26 protein-coding genes and 3 pseudogenes are annotated in these 14,305 nt (G+C 57.9%); 24 read left to right on the top strand and 5 right to left on the bottom strand.

Features of this window, described 5'->3' with window-relative positions; all coding sequences use genetic code 11:
* The first annotated feature begins 66 nt into the window (after positions 1–66).
* Entirely contained in the window at positions 67–699 is a 633-nt protein-coding gene (flgJ, locus tag GKE73_RS07030; protein WP_280955137.1) for a flagellar assembly peptidoglycan hydrolase FlgJ, read from the top strand.
* 55 nt (positions 700–754) lie between these two features.
* On the opposite strand, the gene flgA is transcribed toward flgJ, so the two are convergent.
* Together flgA and GKE73_RS07020 are read right to left on the bottom strand one after the other, a co-directional pair.
* On the bottom strand, positions 755–1,078 hold the full coding sequence (gene flgA, locus GKE73_RS07025; RefSeq protein WP_230369559.1) for a flagellar basal body P-ring formation chaperone FlgA: 324 nt from the start codon (positions 1,076–1,078) through the stop codon (positions 755–757).
* Positions 1,075–1,380, bottom strand: coding sequence for a hypothetical protein (locus GKE73_RS07020; protein WP_230369558.1), 306 nt, complete (start codon positions 1,378–1,380; stop codon positions 1,075–1,077). The genes flgA and GKE73_RS07020 overlap by 4 nt, the downstream gene beginning before the upstream one ends.
* A gap of 171 nt (positions 1,381–1,551) precedes the next feature.
* Here GKE73_RS07020 and flgB point away from each other — a divergent pair, with 171 nt between their 5' ends.
* From flgB to GKE73_RS06935, 20 genes and pseudogenes are all read left to right on the top strand, one after another.
* Positions 1,552–1,920 (top strand): flagellar basal body rod protein FlgB, encoded by a 369-nt coding sequence (gene flgB / locus GKE73_RS07015; protein WP_230369557.1) that lies wholly within the window; start codon positions 1,552–1,554, stop codon positions 1,918–1,920.
* Complete coding sequence (gene flgC / locus GKE73_RS07010; RefSeq protein WP_280954804.1) at positions 1,920–2,333, top strand: flagellar basal body rod protein FlgC; 414 nt, start codon at positions 1,920–1,922, stop codon at positions 2,331–2,333. Before flgB ends, flgC begins: the two co-directional genes overlap by 1 nt.
* Positions 2,333–3,001, top strand: a complete 669-nt coding sequence (locus GKE73_RS07005; protein WP_230369555.1) for a flagellar hook capping FlgD N-terminal domain-containing protein — start codon at positions 2,333–2,335, stop codon at positions 2,999–3,001. The genes flgC and GKE73_RS07005 overlap by 1 nt, the downstream gene beginning before the upstream one ends.
* Positions 3,002–3,025: 24 nt before the next feature.
* Positions 3,026–3,208 carry a flagellar basal body protein gene (locus GKE73_RS07000; RefSeq protein ID WP_230369554.1) on the top strand — a complete coding sequence of 61 codons (183 nt, stop codon included), beginning with the start codon at positions 3,026–3,028 and terminating at the stop codon, positions 3,206–3,208.
* Positions 3,132–3,341, top strand: a pseudogene (locus tag GKE73_RS24635) (hypothetical protein); the annotation flags it as partial. The gene GKE73_RS07000 and the pseudogene GKE73_RS24635, both read left to right, overlap by 77 nt.
* Positions 3,342–3,445: 104 nt before the next feature.
* Positions 3,446–4,096 carry a flagellar hook-basal body complex protein gene (locus GKE73_RS06995; protein WP_312854393.1) on the top strand — a complete coding sequence of 217 codons (651 nt, stop codon included), beginning with the start codon at positions 3,446–3,448 and terminating at the stop codon, positions 4,094–4,096.
* 7 nt (positions 4,097–4,103) lie between these two features.
* A complete protein-coding gene (locus tag GKE73_RS25445; RefSeq protein WP_376767294.1) occupies positions 4,104–4,214 on the top strand; it encodes a flagellar basal body rod C-terminal domain-containing protein in 111 nt (36 codons plus the stop codon).
* Positions 4,215–4,217: 3 nt separating this feature from the next.
* Positions 4,218–4,943, top strand: coding sequence for a flagellar basal-body rod protein FlgF (gene flgF, locus GKE73_RS06985; RefSeq protein WP_230369553.1), 726 nt, complete (start codon positions 4,218–4,220; stop codon positions 4,941–4,943).
* A 19-nt stretch (positions 4,944–4,962) separates the two neighbouring features.
* A pseudogene (locus GKE73_RS26495) lies at positions 4,963–5,298 on the top strand (flagellar hook-basal body complex protein); the annotation flags it as partial.
* Positions 5,299–5,335: 37 nt separating this feature from the next.
* Entirely contained in the window at positions 5,336–5,752 is a 417-nt protein-coding gene (locus GKE73_RS26490) for a flagellar hook-basal body complex protein (protein WP_280954803.1), read from the top strand.
* Between the two features lie 81 nt (positions 5,753–5,833).
* Positions 5,834–6,337 carry a flagellar basal body L-ring protein FlgH gene (locus GKE73_RS06975; protein ID WP_230369552.1) on the top strand — a complete coding sequence of 168 codons (504 nt, stop codon included), beginning with the start codon at positions 5,834–5,836 and terminating at the stop codon, positions 6,335–6,337.
* Between the two features lie 170 nt (positions 6,338–6,507).
* Positions 6,508–7,350, top strand: a pseudogene (locus GKE73_RS06970) (flagellar basal body P-ring protein FlgI); the annotation flags it as partial.
* A gap of 68 nt (positions 7,351–7,418) precedes the next feature.
* Positions 7,419–7,535, top strand: a complete 117-nt coding sequence (locus GKE73_RS22805) for a flagellar basal body P-ring protein FlgI (RefSeq protein ID WP_280954802.1) — start codon at positions 7,419–7,421, stop codon at positions 7,533–7,535.
* A 137-nt stretch (positions 7,536–7,672) separates the two neighbouring features.
* Entirely contained in the window at positions 7,673–7,930 is a 258-nt protein-coding gene (locus GKE73_RS06965; protein ID WP_230371420.1) for a rod-binding protein, read from the top strand.
* On the top strand, positions 7,927–9,198 hold the full coding sequence (gene flgK / locus GKE73_RS06960) for a flagellar hook-associated protein FlgK (protein WP_230369551.1): 1,272 nt from the start codon (positions 7,927–7,929) through the stop codon (positions 9,196–9,198). Before GKE73_RS06965 ends, flgK begins: the two co-directional genes overlap by 4 nt.
* Entirely contained in the window at positions 9,152–9,304 is a 153-nt protein-coding gene (locus GKE73_RS24625; RefSeq protein ID WP_230369550.1) for a flagellar basal body rod C-terminal domain-containing protein, read from the top strand. The genes flgK and GKE73_RS24625 overlap by 47 nt, the downstream gene beginning before the upstream one ends.
* A 9-nt stretch (positions 9,305–9,313) precedes the next feature.
* The gene (gene flgL, locus GKE73_RS06950; protein ID WP_230369549.1) at positions 9,314–10,222 is read left to right on the top strand and encodes a flagellar hook-associated protein FlgL; all 909 of its coding nucleotides are present in this window, start codon (positions 9,314–9,316) and stop codon (positions 10,220–10,222) included.
* A 13-nt stretch (positions 10,223–10,235) separates the two neighbouring features.
* Positions 10,236–10,607: a hypothetical protein gene (locus GKE73_RS06945; protein ID WP_230369548.1), complete on the top strand. Its 372-nt coding sequence runs from the start codon at positions 10,236–10,238 to the stop codon at positions 10,605–10,607.
* Positions 10,608–10,645: 38 nt separating this feature from the next.
* Positions 10,646–10,891: a hypothetical protein gene (locus GKE73_RS06940; RefSeq protein ID WP_230369547.1), complete on the top strand. Its 246-nt coding sequence runs from the start codon at positions 10,646–10,648 to the stop codon at positions 10,889–10,891.
* Positions 10,891–11,259 (top strand): hypothetical protein, encoded by a 369-nt coding sequence (locus GKE73_RS06935; RefSeq protein ID WP_230369546.1) that lies wholly within the window; start codon positions 10,891–10,893, stop codon positions 11,257–11,259. The genes GKE73_RS06940 and GKE73_RS06935 overlap by 1 nt, the downstream gene beginning before the upstream one ends.
* Before the next feature lie 50 nt (positions 11,260–11,309).
* On the opposite strand, the gene GKE73_RS06930 is transcribed toward GKE73_RS06935, so the two are convergent.
* Genes GKE73_RS06930 through GKE73_RS06920 form a run of 3 tightly spaced genes read right to left on the bottom strand, consistent with a single transcriptional unit; the run spans position 11,310 to position 12,015 of the window.
* Entirely contained in the window at positions 11,310–11,654 is a 345-nt protein-coding gene (locus GKE73_RS06930) for a MerR family DNA-binding protein (protein ID WP_230369545.1), read from the bottom strand.
* Entirely contained in the window at positions 11,633–11,764 is a 132-nt protein-coding gene (locus GKE73_RS06925) for a MerR family DNA-binding transcriptional regulator (RefSeq protein WP_230369544.1), read from the bottom strand. The genes GKE73_RS06930 and GKE73_RS06925 overlap by 22 nt, the downstream gene beginning before the upstream one ends.
* Before the next feature lie 56 nt (positions 11,765–11,820).
* Positions 11,821–12,015, bottom strand: coding sequence for a hypothetical protein (locus tag GKE73_RS06920; protein ID WP_230369543.1), 195 nt, complete (start codon positions 12,013–12,015; stop codon positions 11,821–11,823).
* Between the two features lie 243 nt (positions 12,016–12,258).
* Between GKE73_RS06920 and GKE73_RS24620 the strand changes: the two genes are divergently transcribed.
* The 3 genes from GKE73_RS24620 to GKE73_RS06905 all read left to right on the top strand — a co-directional run bounded on the left by GKE73_RS24620 (position 12,259) and on the right by GKE73_RS06905 (position 14,157).
* Positions 12,259–12,840 (top strand): P-type ATPase actuator domain-containing protein, encoded by a 582-nt coding sequence (locus GKE73_RS24620; RefSeq protein WP_312854390.1) that lies wholly within the window; start codon positions 12,259–12,261, stop codon positions 12,838–12,840.
* 77 nt (positions 12,841–12,917) lie between these two features.
* Positions 12,918–13,487 carry an HAD-IC family P-type ATPase gene (locus GKE73_RS06915; protein ID WP_512698900.1) on the top strand — a complete coding sequence of 190 codons (570 nt, stop codon included), beginning with the start codon at positions 12,918–12,920 and terminating at the stop codon, positions 13,485–13,487.
* On the top strand, positions 13,453–14,157 hold the full coding sequence (locus tag GKE73_RS06905; protein ID WP_230369542.1) for an HAD-IC family P-type ATPase: 705 nt from the start codon (positions 13,453–13,455) through the stop codon (positions 14,155–14,157). The genes GKE73_RS06915 and GKE73_RS06905 overlap by 35 nt, the downstream gene beginning before the upstream one ends.
* The last annotated feature ends 148 nt before the right edge of the window (positions 14,158–14,305 follow it).

Genomic DNA, 14,305 nt, shown 5'->3' with positions numbered 1-14,305 from the left:
TGGTGCCGGGCGGATGGGCGATATCGCACTGCCGCAGGCAGGTAGCCGGGAGGTCAGTTCTCCGCGCTGTTTGACCGCAATAATGCCGAGATCACGGCCTTTATCCGGGATGGTGTCAGTTCCGATTCCGATGACCGCCCGGCTCCGGCCTTGAGCAGTGAGGCGCGAGCACTGATGCAGTCGCTAAGAGGGGCATCAGCTGTGCCAGATGGCAGTGCTGATGATATTTCGGGCGATCAGCAGTCGTTTCTGGAAAATATTGGCCCGTGGGCGAAACAGGCCGGACAGCAACTGGGAGTGGCGCCCGAGTTGGTGCTGGCCCATGCCGCGCTCGAATCGGGCTGGGGCCAGCATCCATTGCGAACAGCGAATGGTTCCAGTAGCCATAACCTGTTTGGCATTAAGGCTGGCAGGGGGTGGCAGGGCGCCGTTACCAATGCGCTGACGACCGAGCATTTCAATGGCGCGGACATTAAAACCACCCAGCGTTTCCGCGCTTATCCCGATTTTCAGAGCGCTTTTCAGGATTATGCCCACCTGCTCAAGAGCAATCCCCGGTTTGCCGGTGCACTGAATGTCGGCAGCAATGCCGAGGCCTTCGCTTCTGCGTTACAGCGCGCCGGTTACGCCACGGACCCGCACTACGCAGACAAGCTGCAGAACATTGCCCGAAAACTGAGCAAGTTGCTGGCCGGTTAATTCTCGTCGTTTTCGTGAGCCGGTTCGCGCGGGCTTGATGCTTGTTCTAGCGGTTCTACCGTGCAAGCGCTTCAACCACTCGGGCCGACAGGCTGCTGCCGTTGCGGACATTGCGCACCTTGATGACGGCACCTGCGCCACCGCTTTGCAAGGCTTCCCCCGGAACCGTCACCTCAATGCCGCTATCACGGGCCACGATGCGGACGGATTGTCCGCGTTTGACCAGTTCTGGCGTCAACAGCAACCGTTTTTGCAGGGGTTGTCCGGCGCGAATGAGGCGTCGGCTGCTCTGCCCGACAACTTCGCCGGGGCGGGACAGAACATCCATAACGTTGGTGATATGGCGTTTCTGCACGGTCAGGTTATCCGGGGTAATCACCGGCCTGCCGCAATATCACGGCTGGCCGTGACGACATCGGCGCTCATGTCGGCGCGCACGATGATGTCGGTGCCTTGCGGATTGCCGGGGCAGTAAGCGGTGAAGCGCATGCGAGACAGGAAGCGCGTGTCGGTCGGCTCGAGCTGATAACTCTGGTTGCAGGGCGTCGCAGCCCTGCTGGCGGGGAGCACCTGTATGGTGAAATCGGCCCAGCTCAGGCCCTGCTGTCGCACCACCTCTTTCAGGTAGGCATGTGCCACCTGCTTGGTTTGTTCAGTCAGGCCGGGGGCGGCCTGTACCACCGGGCATGCCAGAAACCAGATCGTTAGAAATTGGGCTATTCGTTTCATGGTTGGGTCATGTTTTGCTTGTAATATCGATTTATCTATAAAATATGGCTCTTATTGATAACCAAAATACCATTAAAGGGTATGATAACGGCTTTCTGAGCGGGAATGGGTAAGGATTGCATTATGGGTCTGGATTTGGGGCGAGAGCTGGAAGTACATGCCGATGCACTGCGTTTGCGTGCCGAGCGCACAAAGATACTGGCCTCCAACATTGCCAACGAGAGTACGCCCGGCTACAAGGCGCGCGATATCGATTTCCGTTCCAGCCTGCAGCAGATGGCCTCGGGTGAAGCGGCTGACGGATTATCCCTGAGCACGGAGGATGATTTGTTATACCGGGTGCCTAATCACCCGACGGAAGATGGTAATACCGTGGAAATTGGGGTTGAGCAGGCGGAGTTCTCGCAGAACACCTCGGATTTTCAGATGAGTCTTACTTTCATCAACATGAAAATAAAAGGCCTTGAAAAGGCCATTACCGGGAATAGCTAATGAGCTTACGTGACATTTCCACCATTGCCGGGTCAGCCATGTCGGCCGAAACCGTGCGCCTCAATACCATCGCGTCCAACCTTGCCAACGCGCAATCTGCTGCCGGTAACGAGAAGAATACCTATCACGCCCGCAAACCGGTATTTGCGGCAATCAATCTGCGCGGCGAGGGGATGGACGGCGCGCGCGTGCAAGTTCTGGATGTTGTTCAGAGTACCGAGCCGTTACGTAAGGCCTATGAGCCGGGCAACCCACTGGCCGATGGCGAGGGCATGGTTTTCTATCCGAACGTGAATCCGGTCGAGGAAATGACGGACATGCTCGCCGCCTCGCGGGCCTTTTCAACCAATGTTGAGGTGCTGACCCGTGTGAAGGGGATGCAGCAGGACCTCCTCAAGATGGGGCAGGGCTGATGCAGACCACGCTTAATACCACGACGAATGGCTCGTCCTCGCCAACCACTTCGGCCAACCCTGTCAGTACGGCCGCCGATGGCAGCAATCTGTCCGATATGTTTACCAAGCTGCTGGTGGCTCAGATTCAGCATCAGGACCCGTTGCAACCGACCGATCCCTCCCAGTTCGTCAATCAGCTGACCCAGCTGTCGCAAGTGGAAGCGTTACAAAAAATGGCCAGCCTGTCCGGTAATACCGCGGCATCGCTTGCCAGCTTGCAGGCGCAGTCACTCGGCGCTCAGGTTGGGTCCAACATCATGGTGAAAACCCAGACGCTGGAGCTGTCTGACCAGACGGTACACGGTGGCTTTGCGCTATCCAGCGGTAGTGCCAATACCGCAATCGTGCTGACGGGTCTGGATGGTGTGCGCCATACCGTGGATATTGGGCCGCAAGCTGCCGGATCGGTGCAGTTCAGCCTTGACCCTGCCAAGCTTGGGTTGGCTCCGGGGCATTATTCGGTGGCCATCTCCACCGACAGCGGTCTGTCCCCCGATGTTGAAGTGCTCGGCCAACTGCAGGGCGTACGAGTGGGGGCAAACAATACCACCCAGTTGTCTGTCTCCGGTGTCGGCGTGGTCGACGCCAGTGCCATTACCCAGTTCAACGGTCGTTCTGCCGTTTAATTTCCCCTATAGAGAGATACCGTCGTGAGTTTCAATATCACCCTGTCCGGCATCAACGCTATCAACAGCCAATTGGACGAGATCAGTAACAACATCGCCAATACGGCTACCACCGGGTTCAAGTCCTCGCGTGCCAATTTTGCCTCCATGTACGCTAAACAGCCGGGAAACCGGTGTCGAAGTCGCATCCAAGACGCAGAACATTGAAACCGGCGGCAGTCTGGTAACTACCGGTCGTTCTCTGGATGCCGCCATTCAGGGGCGGGGTTTTTTCGTTAGCCGTGATACCGATGGCAGCGTGCTCTATAGCCGGGTGGGTATTTTCAATGTCGATAAAACTGGCTATCTGGTCAATAGTGATGGGCGGCGGGTGCAGGGTTATGCCATGACTCCGGGCTCAACGACGCTGGGGGCGATGGGTGATCTGCTGATCCCCAACGGCCGGTGGCCGCTCAGGCCAGTAGCCGTGTCAGCTACGTGGGCAATCTTTCCGCCGATTGGAGCGTACCGGCGGTCACCCCGTTTGATAAAACCGACCCGCAGACATTCAACTCCTCGGTGGTGTCCACGGTTTATGACTCGCTGGGCACACAACATACGCTGACTCAGTATTTTGTTAAGACCGGCAGCAATCAGGTTGATGTGCACTATGCCTTTGATGGCTCCGATCTTGCCACCGCCAGCACCTTGAGCTTTGGCACCGATGGCCAACTCACGGCACCAGCCGCACCGGTGACGGTAGCGCTTGGCACGCCTGCGGGGGCCGCAGCACTTTCAGTGGATGTTAACTATCTCGGCACGACGCAATTTGCCGGGCAAACCACCACTTCGGCCAACAGTACGGATGGTTATGCCTCGGGGACCTTTACCGGCGTGGCGTTGACTGAAGACGGTTCGATTCAGGCGCAGTACAGCAACGGTCAAAAGCAGACGGTGGGCATGCTGGCATTAGCAGGCTTCCCCAACGAAGGTGGCCTGACGCCGGTGTCTGGCACATCCTCGGGAGGCTTCCAGCAAATCCGGTGCCCCGCTGTATTCCACCCCCGGTGCCGGTCTGGCGGGCAAGCTGGTCACCGGCTCGCTGGAACAGTCTAACGTCAACATGACGTCCGAACTGGTCAACTTGATGGCAGCACAGAGTAACTATCAGGCCAACAGCAAGGTCATCACCGCGCAAAACCAGATGATGCAAGCGCTGATGCAGGCGGTGTAAGCCATGGATTCGCTGATTTACACCGTAATGAGCGGGGCCGATCGCGCCTTGCATGCGCAGCAGGTGCACGCCAATAACCTTGCCAACGTCCAGACCGGAGGCTTCCGCGCCGATCTCGAGGTGGCGGCCAGCCAGTCAGTGCCCGGTTATGGCTACGACGCGCGCCACATGGCATCGCTGCAAGCCAATGCAGTCAGTGGCAAAGCCGGGACGACGCAGACGACCGGCCGCGAACTGGATGCTGCAATTCAAGGTGATGGCTATTTTGCTGTGGAAGCCAATGGCAGCGAAGCCTACACCCGTGCCGGGAGTTTTGTGGTGGATAGCCAGGGCGCGCTAACCGTCAATGGCATGCCGGTGCTCGGTGACGGTGGCCCGATTGTGCTGCCGCCTTATGAAGCCATCAAGATCGGTGCCGATGGCACGTTATCCATTCGTGCCGAAGGCGCTACCGACATGCAGCCGGTGGACAAGCTCAAGCTGGTCAAACCCGCCGCCGCTGATGTCGTCAAAAACCCGGCAGGCCTGATCGTGGCGCGCAATGGCAGCCCTCTCCCTCCTGACGATAGCGTGAGTGTGCAAAGTGGCCATCTGGAAGGCAGCAATGTGTCGGCCGTCGAAGAGATGGTTGCCACGATGGCCCTCAATCGCGATTTTGAGGTGCAGATGCGCTTCTTCAAAGCCGCTGACGATATGGCCGATGCCGGTAACCGGTTGATCCGCGCTTAAAAGAATAAAAGGAAACTCCATGAATCCCGCAATGTTCATCTCCAAGACGGGCCTGCAGGCACAAGATGCCAAGTTGCAGGAAATTGCCAACAACCCGGCCAACGTCAATACCGTAGGCTTCAAACGTGACCGGGCCGTGTTTGCCGATTTGTTCTATCAGGTGGATCAGCAGCCCGGCGCACAGCAGGGCGCCAACACGGTTTCTCCTACCGGTGTGCAGTTGGGTAACGGCACCCGGCTGGTGGGAACACAGAAGGTTTTTACCACCGGTAACCTGCAAACGACCGGGCAATCGCTGGATGTGGCGATTGTCGGCAACGGCTTTCTGCAGGTGGAAATGGAAAATGGTGAAACCGGTTATACCCGGGCAGGGCAACTGCAGTTGAACGCCGATGGCCGCCCTGGTTACCGCTCAGGGTTTGCCGGTCATTCCGGACATCACCATTCCTGCAACAGCCACCAGCGTCAGTATCGGAGAAAACGGTACGGTGTCGGTCACTCAAGCCGGTGCCACGGCGCAAACCGAAATCGGCAAGTTACAACTGGCCAGTTTCGTCAACCCGACCGGTTTGCTGGCATTGGGTGACAACCTGTATCAAGAGACTCCCGCTTCTGGTACGGCCAATGTCGGCGACCCCGGCAGTGGCGCACTGGGCAAGCTCAAGCAGGGCACGCTGGAAGGTTCCAATGTGCAGGTCGTGGAAGAAATGGTGGACATGATCTCGGCACAACGCACGTATGAGATGAATACCAAAGTGCTGTCTGCTGCCGACAACATGATGCAAACCCCGGCGCAAGCAGCACGATGAGGATGCGCTCTTTGCTGTGGCTTGGCCTGGTGGCTGGCATGAGCGGGTGTGCGGGGCTGCCAGAGAGCCTGCCTTCCGCGGATGCCAGCTACGAGCCGCCCGAACACGCGATGCAACTGGCACGAGTCGGAGGCGGCGGGCTTTATTCCGCTGGGTCGGCACTGGACCCTGACTGCCGACAAACGCGCTTTCCGCCCCGGTGATGTGCTGACGGTGAGTCTGGAAGAGACAACCCAGGCCAGCAAGACGGCTGATACCAGCTTCAGCAAGAACAGCAACGCCGCGATTCAGCCTACCGTCATTGCCGGTCACACCTTCAAGACCGATGTCGGGGTAGGGGCCAAACGCGACTTTACCGGCAGCGGTACCAGTTCGCAGCAAAACACCTTGCAAGGTTCCCTGACCGTGATTGTGCAAAAGGTTTTGCCCAATGGCCTGTTACAGGTGCGGGGAGAAAAGATTCTGTCGTTGAATCAGGGCGAGGAAGTGGTGCGCTTGGCCGGTTACGTGCGCAGGGATGACATTGACGCCGATAACCATGTGTCATCGCAGCGCGTGGCCAATGCGCGCATCCAGTATGCTTAAGCAAAGGTGCGCTTGCTGATTCCAACAATGCGGGCTGGCTTACCCGCTTCTTCAACAGCCCATGGATGCCAATGTGACACGGACGACAAGACTAATAGCGGGTTGTTTGGCTGGCCTGATCAGCACTGGGAGCGCTGGCTCCGGCCAGTGCCCAAGCGTTGCGTAATCTGGTGAGTATCGAAGGAATTCGGGAAAACCAGTTGGTTGGCTATGGTTTGGTGGTCGGGCTGAACGGCTCCGGCGACGGCACGCAGATCAAATATACCGGCCAGACGGTCAACAATATGCTCAAGCAGTTTGGCGTCAAGTTGCCGGACAGCAGTGCTCAAAGCCTCAAGGCCAAGAATGTGGCGACCGTCATGGTCAGTGCGGTCTTTCCTCCCGGCTATAAGCGCGGGCAGGCAATTGACGTCACAGTTTCCTCCATGGGCGATGCCAAAAGCCTGCGTGGTGGCTCGTTGCTGTTGACCGAATTACATGGCGCCAATGGTGAAGTGTATGCGCTGGCACAGGGCAACGTCGTGGTGGCGGGCCTGAGTGCACAGGGGAACAGCGGCTCCAGTATTACCATCAATACCCCAACCGCCGGGCGTATTCCGCGAGGGGCGACGATCGAGCGAGAAATTGATACGGATTTCGCCGAAAAGCCGACCGTGCGCTTAAGCCTGAAACACCCCAATTTTCAAACAGCGACCAATATTGTCGAGGCCGTCAACAAACGTTTTGGCGGCAATATCGCCTCCACCAGCGACGCGACTTCGGTGGATGTGATGGCACCAAGCGATCCGACACGACGCGTAGCGTTTGTGGCCAAACTGGAGAATCTCAATGTCAAAGTCGGCAGCGATATTCCCAAGGTGATCTTCAACTCCCGCACTGGTACGGTGGTTATTGGGCAAGGGGTGACGGTCAAACCGGCTGCCGTGTCACATGGCACTCTCAAGGTAGTGATTTCGGAGAGTGCCAACGTCAGCCAGCCTAACTCGTTTGGTAATGGCCAGACAGCGGTAACGCCTTCTTCCAAGGTTTCGGTCGATCAGGGCAAGGGCCACATGTTCAACTGGCTTAAGCGGGTGTCAGCTTGCGCAAGATCATCGATAACATCAATCGTACCGGGGCGACACCGGACGACATCATGGCCATTTTGCAGGCACTGGATGAGGCCGGTGCCATCAATGGCGAACTGGTCGTGATCTGAGTGGATTGAGTAATGGATAACCGTTTTCTGGGTGGATTACTGATCAATACGCCATCTCCGGCACCCACCGATAGTTCGGATGACAGCATCAAGCCAATCCCGACTACGTCAAGAAGGTCAATGAGGCGGCCGTGAAAATGGAAGGACTGTTCATTACGCAGATGCTCAAGGAAATGCGCAAATCGACCGAGCAAATCAGCCCCGAAGGCAGCATCTTCAAGGACAAGATCGGTACGGACATGCTCGACCTGGCCGATACCATGGTGGCGGACTCCATGGCGTCACAGCGCGCTTTCGGGATCGCTGACATGGTGGTACGCCAGCTGACCTTGCCCGCCAGCGTTTCGGCCAACCCTGCCATGCCTTTTCCCCTTAATCCGCGAGAACGCTCATGAGTCTGATCAATAACGCGATGACTGGTGCCACCGCGGCCCAGCTTGGACTAAACACGACCAGCCAGAACGTCGCCAACGTCATGACACCGGGTTATACCCGTCAGGGCGTGCTGCTGGAGTCGATGCAGGCGTCCGGGCTGGGCGCCGCCTCTCCCGGCCTTGGGGTCAATGCCAAAGGACTGATCCGCTTCGCCGATGAATACAAGACGGTGCATATGTGGGCATCAAATTCTTCACTGGGCCAACACACCGCGGCGCAATCCTATCTGTCCCAGATCGAACAGGTTCTGAACAATACCACCGGCAGTATCAGTACCGGGCTGGACAACTTCTTCAGCGCGTTACATGCCGCCAGTGTCGATCCAACGTCGGCGCCGTTGCGTCAGCAGGTGATTACTGCTGCCGCAGGGCTTGGCGAACGCTATAACAATCTGGCAGACGTACTGGCCAATCAACAGATTACGCTAAACCAGCAACGAAGCTCCTCGGTGGTTCAGGTCAACGATCTGGCTGCATCGATAGCCAACCTGAACCAGCAGATTACTGCTGCACAGGCGACCGGATCATCGGTTTCCGGCTTGATCGACAAGCGCGACTCGGCCATTGATGCGTTGGCCAATCTGGTGTCCATCCAGCAAATCTCGCAACCGGATGGTTCGCGTAGTGTGTCGCTGGCGACGGGGCAGCCGCTTGTGGTCGGATTGCAGGCAGCCAGCCTGACATTGCAAGGCACGGCATCCGGGTCGCAGACGCTGAAAGTCCAGTTTGCCAAAGAGACCTTTACCATGGCGGGCACCCAGCTAGGCGGCGCGTTAGGTGGGCTGAGTCTTTATGAACAGGATACCTTGCATCCCATGCAGCAGGCGCTGTCCACCATGGCTGGCGACATTGCCTCCAGCGTGAATACGCAGCTTGCCGCCGGTTTTACTCCAGGCACCGCGGGCGGGCCGCTGTTTGTGTTTAATCCGACCAGTACCAGTTCCATGCTGACGGTAACTTCCGGCATGCAGGCCAATGATCTGGCCTTCTCCAGCGATGCCACCAAACCGGGCGATAGCAGCAACCTGCTGGCGCTGATTGGCCTGCATAACCAGGCCGTGACGCTGCCATCGCTGGGCACCATGACCTTGAATGACGCATACGCTCAATTGGTTGGATGGGTGGGGTCAACCAGCCAGCAGAATCAGGCTTCGCTGGATACCGCTCAGACGGTAAGAACCCGTGGCGGAACAAGACTGGAAATCGACGAGTGGGGTCAATCAGGATGAAGAAGCGATGAATCTGGTGCAATACCAGCAAATGTATCAGGCAAACCTGAAAGTCATCACCGTTGCCAATCAGCTGCTGACCGCCACGCTCGACATGATTCAGTAAGGAAATCCCATGCGTATTGCCAGTACCCAATATAGCGCCACCATGAACGATGCTCTCCAGCAGGCCAGCGGCAAGCTGGAAGACATCATGCAGCAAATTTCCAGTGGCAAACGGATTTTGCGGCCCTCGGATGATCCCATTGCCTCCGTACGATTGACCCGGCTGGATCAGGAAGATAATGCCATCACCCAGTACCGTAGCAATATCGCGGCCCTGCGCTCTCGTTTGCAGGATAACGAAACCGCCATGTCCAGCCTGAATAAAGACCTGTTGCAGGTGCGGGATACGTTGGTCAGCGCCTCCGATGGCACCAACACTCCGGCAGACCTGAACGCCATGGCAACGCCCTTGGCCGCATTGCGCGACAGTCTGCTGGCAACCGCGAACCGGCAAGACTCCGAAGGCCGTTATCAATTTGGTGGCACGGCAACCTCGCAGGCTCCCATTGCCTTTAACCCGGCGGCTCCGGCCGGTTCGCGTTACACCTTTCAAGGCAATACCGACAAACAGCTGGTGGTGGTGGGTAATGGTGTGACCCAGCCCGGGAATGTCAGCGTAGAGGAGATGGCGGCTTTGCTGAATACTCTGGACAGTACGATTGCCACTATGGCGTCGCCTACCGTGGTTAATGATGCGACGACGCACGCGGTAGTGGCTGCCAGTGTGACAGCTGTTGATACCGCCATGACTTCGATCGAAGGAAAAATAACCGTGTTGGGCGGCATTCAGAATTCGTTGAGCACCCCGGATGACAATCATGCCAGCGTGGCATTGTCCAACCAGCAGGCGGCCATCACGCTGGGGCAAACTGACTATAACAAGGCGGCGGTAGAGCTCAACGGCTACACCACGGCAGTGCAGGCAGCACAGAAGGCCTATGGCCGGGTCAGCCAACTGTCGCTGTTCTCCGCCCTGTAAGGCGAGGTAAGGGATGAGTCTTACCTTAAACCGGCCCGATAACGGTAATCTGGGGGCGGCTCAACCGCTGGATGGTTGGTCGGCAACCGGAACCTCTCGAGGTGCTGCGGCCATACCGGTCGGCACGGGGAGTGCCCCCTTGTCGCCGCGACCACCGGAAAGCCATACGGCGGACAGCCAATTCAATAGTGATGTCACCTGTGCCCAGCAGGCGCTTGGTTTTCTGGATACCGCCGCCGTTAACCTGCAATCCCTCAAAGTGGCGGTTAGTGCCAAACTGGGCGGTCGCAATATTGATCAGGGGCAGCTGGAAGCACGCCTTGAGCAATTCACCAGACAGTGGGCAGATAGGCGGCGACTTCTGCCAGCCTGGATGCGCAGTTAGCGCTGGTTGGTGCCGGTGCGGCGCGACAGTCGTTTCAGGTGAGAGGGCTGGACCTTCCGTCATTACAGTCCGGCGGGGCTGAAATCCTGACGTTTTACCCCGGTGGGTTGTCCAAAACCGCGGTGGCAGTCTCTCTGGAGCCTGGTCTGACGGTACAGGCTATTACCGGTCGGCTGGACAAGGCGTTATCGCCTGAAGGTATCCGGGTGACACTCTCCGCGCAGGGAGAGCTAGAGCTGTCTGTGCCGGAGTTGGCGTTTGTTAAGCAATTGCTGACCAGCTGATGATCAAAGGTGGTGGTATTCGCTTTCCCGGCGGCCAGCCTAATCGTGTTCGTGTCGAAGCGGCGGGTGGAGTGATTGACCCTGAGTCTTGGCAGGTGGACGATCCGGTCTCCATGCGACAAACCCTGCCGCAAATCATCGCTGCCTTGGATAGTGTGCAGCGCGCGCGTTCTGCCGTGCGCCAGACCATTGATCAGGCCGGGCAGCAGATCGAGGTTTCTTCTGTTCCTGCAAGTAAGGAGTGGGCCGAGACGTTTGCCAGCGGGTTTCAGTCTATGCTGTGCCAGTCGCTTAAGCATACCGGATGTTCTCGGCTGTTGCCCCGGCTTTATCGGGGATTAGCCGTCAGCGCGTTACAGCCTTGCTGAGTTGAACAACCACCGTTCACGCTGTCGCTGCCATGCGCGCCTCCCAGCCGTTACACCGAGTGTATCGAGCGCAGATGGCTGGCTGTCTTTGTTGTCTTGCCCGTACCTTCCCGCGAGGCTTGCGACAGTTCGGTGAGGATGCCGCATTGATCTGCCGAGCGCGCTTCGCCACATCGCTGACGTAGCGCCTTCAGCTCTTTTTCCAGCAGCCGCAGCTCGCGGATGCGGTGGGAGACGTGTCCGATATGTTCATCCAGCAGCCGGTTGACGTCGTCACAACTGTCTTTGGGCGTATCCCGGAATTTCAGTAATACCCGCACCTCATCCAGCGACATATCCAGACTGCGGCAGTAACGAATGAACTGCAGTCGCTCTAACGCCAGCGCATCATACACACGGAAAGTTTAGCCGTCCGTTCAGGCTTTGGCAGCAGGCCTTGGGACTCGTAGTAGCGAATGGTCTCTATGGGCGTGGAGGCGGCGGTCGCCAGTTCACCAATCTTCATGAGGCATCTCCTCGTGGCAGGCAGCTAGGGGTTGACTCTATAGTAACTACAGGAGTTTAAATGGTTTCGACCACGATACCTAATAACGGCCGCGAAACCTGACATGTCCTCACACCACCCCCATTCTGAGCATGATGGTCACGAGCATCACCATGATCACGCACACTCGCACACTCATGCCCCAGCCCCAGCCCCAGCCCCAGCGTCTTGCTCTGCCTCGTGCGGCTGTCAGCATACCGATGTCGCGGCACCGGCAGCGCAAGCGAGTGCGTTATTGGCCATGGCCGGTTCGGAATCGCTGCTGCTGCGTATTCCGGCCATGGATTGCCCGGTTGAAGAAGGGCAGATCCGGGCCATCCTCGAGCGCTTTACCACGATCCGGCATCTGCGCTTCGATTTACCCGCTCGGGCATTAGCTATTGATGCTCCGCAGGCTGACTGGCCTGCCATTGAGAACGCGCTGCAACAAGCGGGATTTCCATCGGAAAGGCTCAGTGCGCCGGTGGCTGGAGACGAAGGCTTGGCAACGTGCGCAACAAGAATCTGTGCGGCTGGTACTGGCGCTGGTGGTGGCAGGGTTGGCCGAAGTGGTTGCCTTTGCCGCGCCCGGTGGCCTGTTCTGGCTAGTCGTGGGTATGGCCGTGGCGGCGCTTGCCATCGGTCTGGCGGGTTTCTCGGTGTTTCACAAGGGGGCGGCGGCTCTGTTGCGCGGACAACTGAATATCAGTGCGTTGATGACGGTGGCCGTGTCGGGAGCGTTTATCATCGGTCAGTGGCCCGAAGCCGCCATGGTAATGGCGCTGTATTCGTTAGCGGAGCTTATTGAGGCCCGCGCCGTGACTCGGGCGCGTAACGCGATCAAAGACTTGCTCGATTTGTCTCCGCCGCAGGCCGAGGTATTGCAGCCGGATGGCTCGTGGGCAAGTGTGCCCGCCGCGGCCATTGACGTCGGGGCTGTGATTCGCGTGCGCCCCGGTGAACGCCCGGCGCTGGATGGCCGTGTGGTACGTGGCCATGGTGCGGTCGACCAGTCGCCAGTGACTGGAGAAAGCATTCCGGCAGAAAAGACGGCTTAAGCGATGAGGTATTTGCCGGAAGTATCAATCAGAGCGGCTCGATCGAATTTGAAGTGACGGCACCGGCGAGTGACACGTTGCTTGCCCGCATCATTCATGCGGTGGAGGAGGCGCAAGGCAAGCGGGCGCCCACGCAGCGTTTTGTCGACCAGTTTGCCCGGGTCTATACGCCGCTGGTCTTCGTTCTGGCCCTTGCCGTTGCGGTCGGTACGCCACTGCTCTTTGGCTGGGCATGGATGACCAGTATTTATAAAGCATTGGTAATGCTGGTGATTGCCTGCCCGTGTGCCTTGGTGATTTCAACTCCCGTCACCATCGTCAGCGGTTTAGCGGCGGCCGCGCGCCGGGGCATACTCATCAAGGGCGGTGTTTATCTTGAAGAGGCGCGCAAACTCAAGTTCATTGCGCTCGACAAGACCGGCACTGTGACTGAAGGCCAGCCCAAGTTAGTTGACCAACAGCTGTTTGCCGCGGCAGATGATAGTTTGCGCATTGCCGTCAGCTTGGCAGCACGTTCGGATCATCCGGTTTCAAAAGCCATTGCGGCCGGGATCGAGGCGATGCCGCTAGCCGTGTCGGACTTTGGCGCCGAAATTGGCCACGGGGTGTACGGTGAGGTGGAAGGCAAGCGCTACATCCTCGGGTAATCATCGCTGGATTCACGAGCGTGCGCTCTGCTCTCCGGAGATTGAAGCCTTGTTGCAGCAATACGAGCGTGCTGGCCAAACCGTCACGTTATTGGCCGACACCGCGCAGGTGCTCGCCCTGTTTGTGGTAGCTGATAGCATCAAAGCCACGTCAATAGAAGCCATTCAGTCGTTGAAGCAACAGGCGGTGACCCCGGTGATGTTGACCGGAGACAACGCGGCAACGGCACAACACATTGCCGCCGAAGCCGGTATTACCGAGGTACGTGCCAATCTGTTGCCTCAAGCAAAGCTGGACGCCATCCGGGCGATGGCCGGTGATGGCTATGCTGTTGCCATGGTTGGCGACGGCATCAATGATGCGCCCGCCTTGGCCGCGTCGGACATCGGCTTTGCCATGGGATTGGCGGGCACTCACACCGCCATGGATGCTGCCGATGTCGTCATCATGAACGACGACCTGCGTCGGGTCCCTGAAATCATTGAATTGTCCAAGCGAACTCATGTAGTGCTGTGGCAAAACATCATGCTGGCGCTGGGGATCAAACTGGTCTTCCTGCTGCTGGCACTTTTTGACCATGCCACGATGTGGATGGCCGTCTTTGCAGACATGGGAGCGAGTCTTTTGGTAGTTTTTAATGGCTTGAGGCTGTTGAATAACCGGGAGTGAACCTACGCCAGCCTCTCGCGGCATGCCAGAGGGCTGGTTTTGTCTTTGCACTATCGCAGTCACCTTAGCTTGTGTGCATCAATGTCTGTCCGGTTTCTTGGTTCTCGGCAGGATGCCAAGGCTGGTCAGAATGATGGATGCCATGGTG

The organism is Paludibacterium denitrificans (assembly GCF_009707705.1).
Lineage (GTDB): Bacteria > Pseudomonadota > Gammaproteobacteria > Burkholderiales > Chromobacteriaceae > Paludibacterium_A > Paludibacterium_A denitrificans.
Note: the sequence above shows the minus strand (reverse complement) of the source record. Positions and strands in the feature narration are given on the sequence as shown.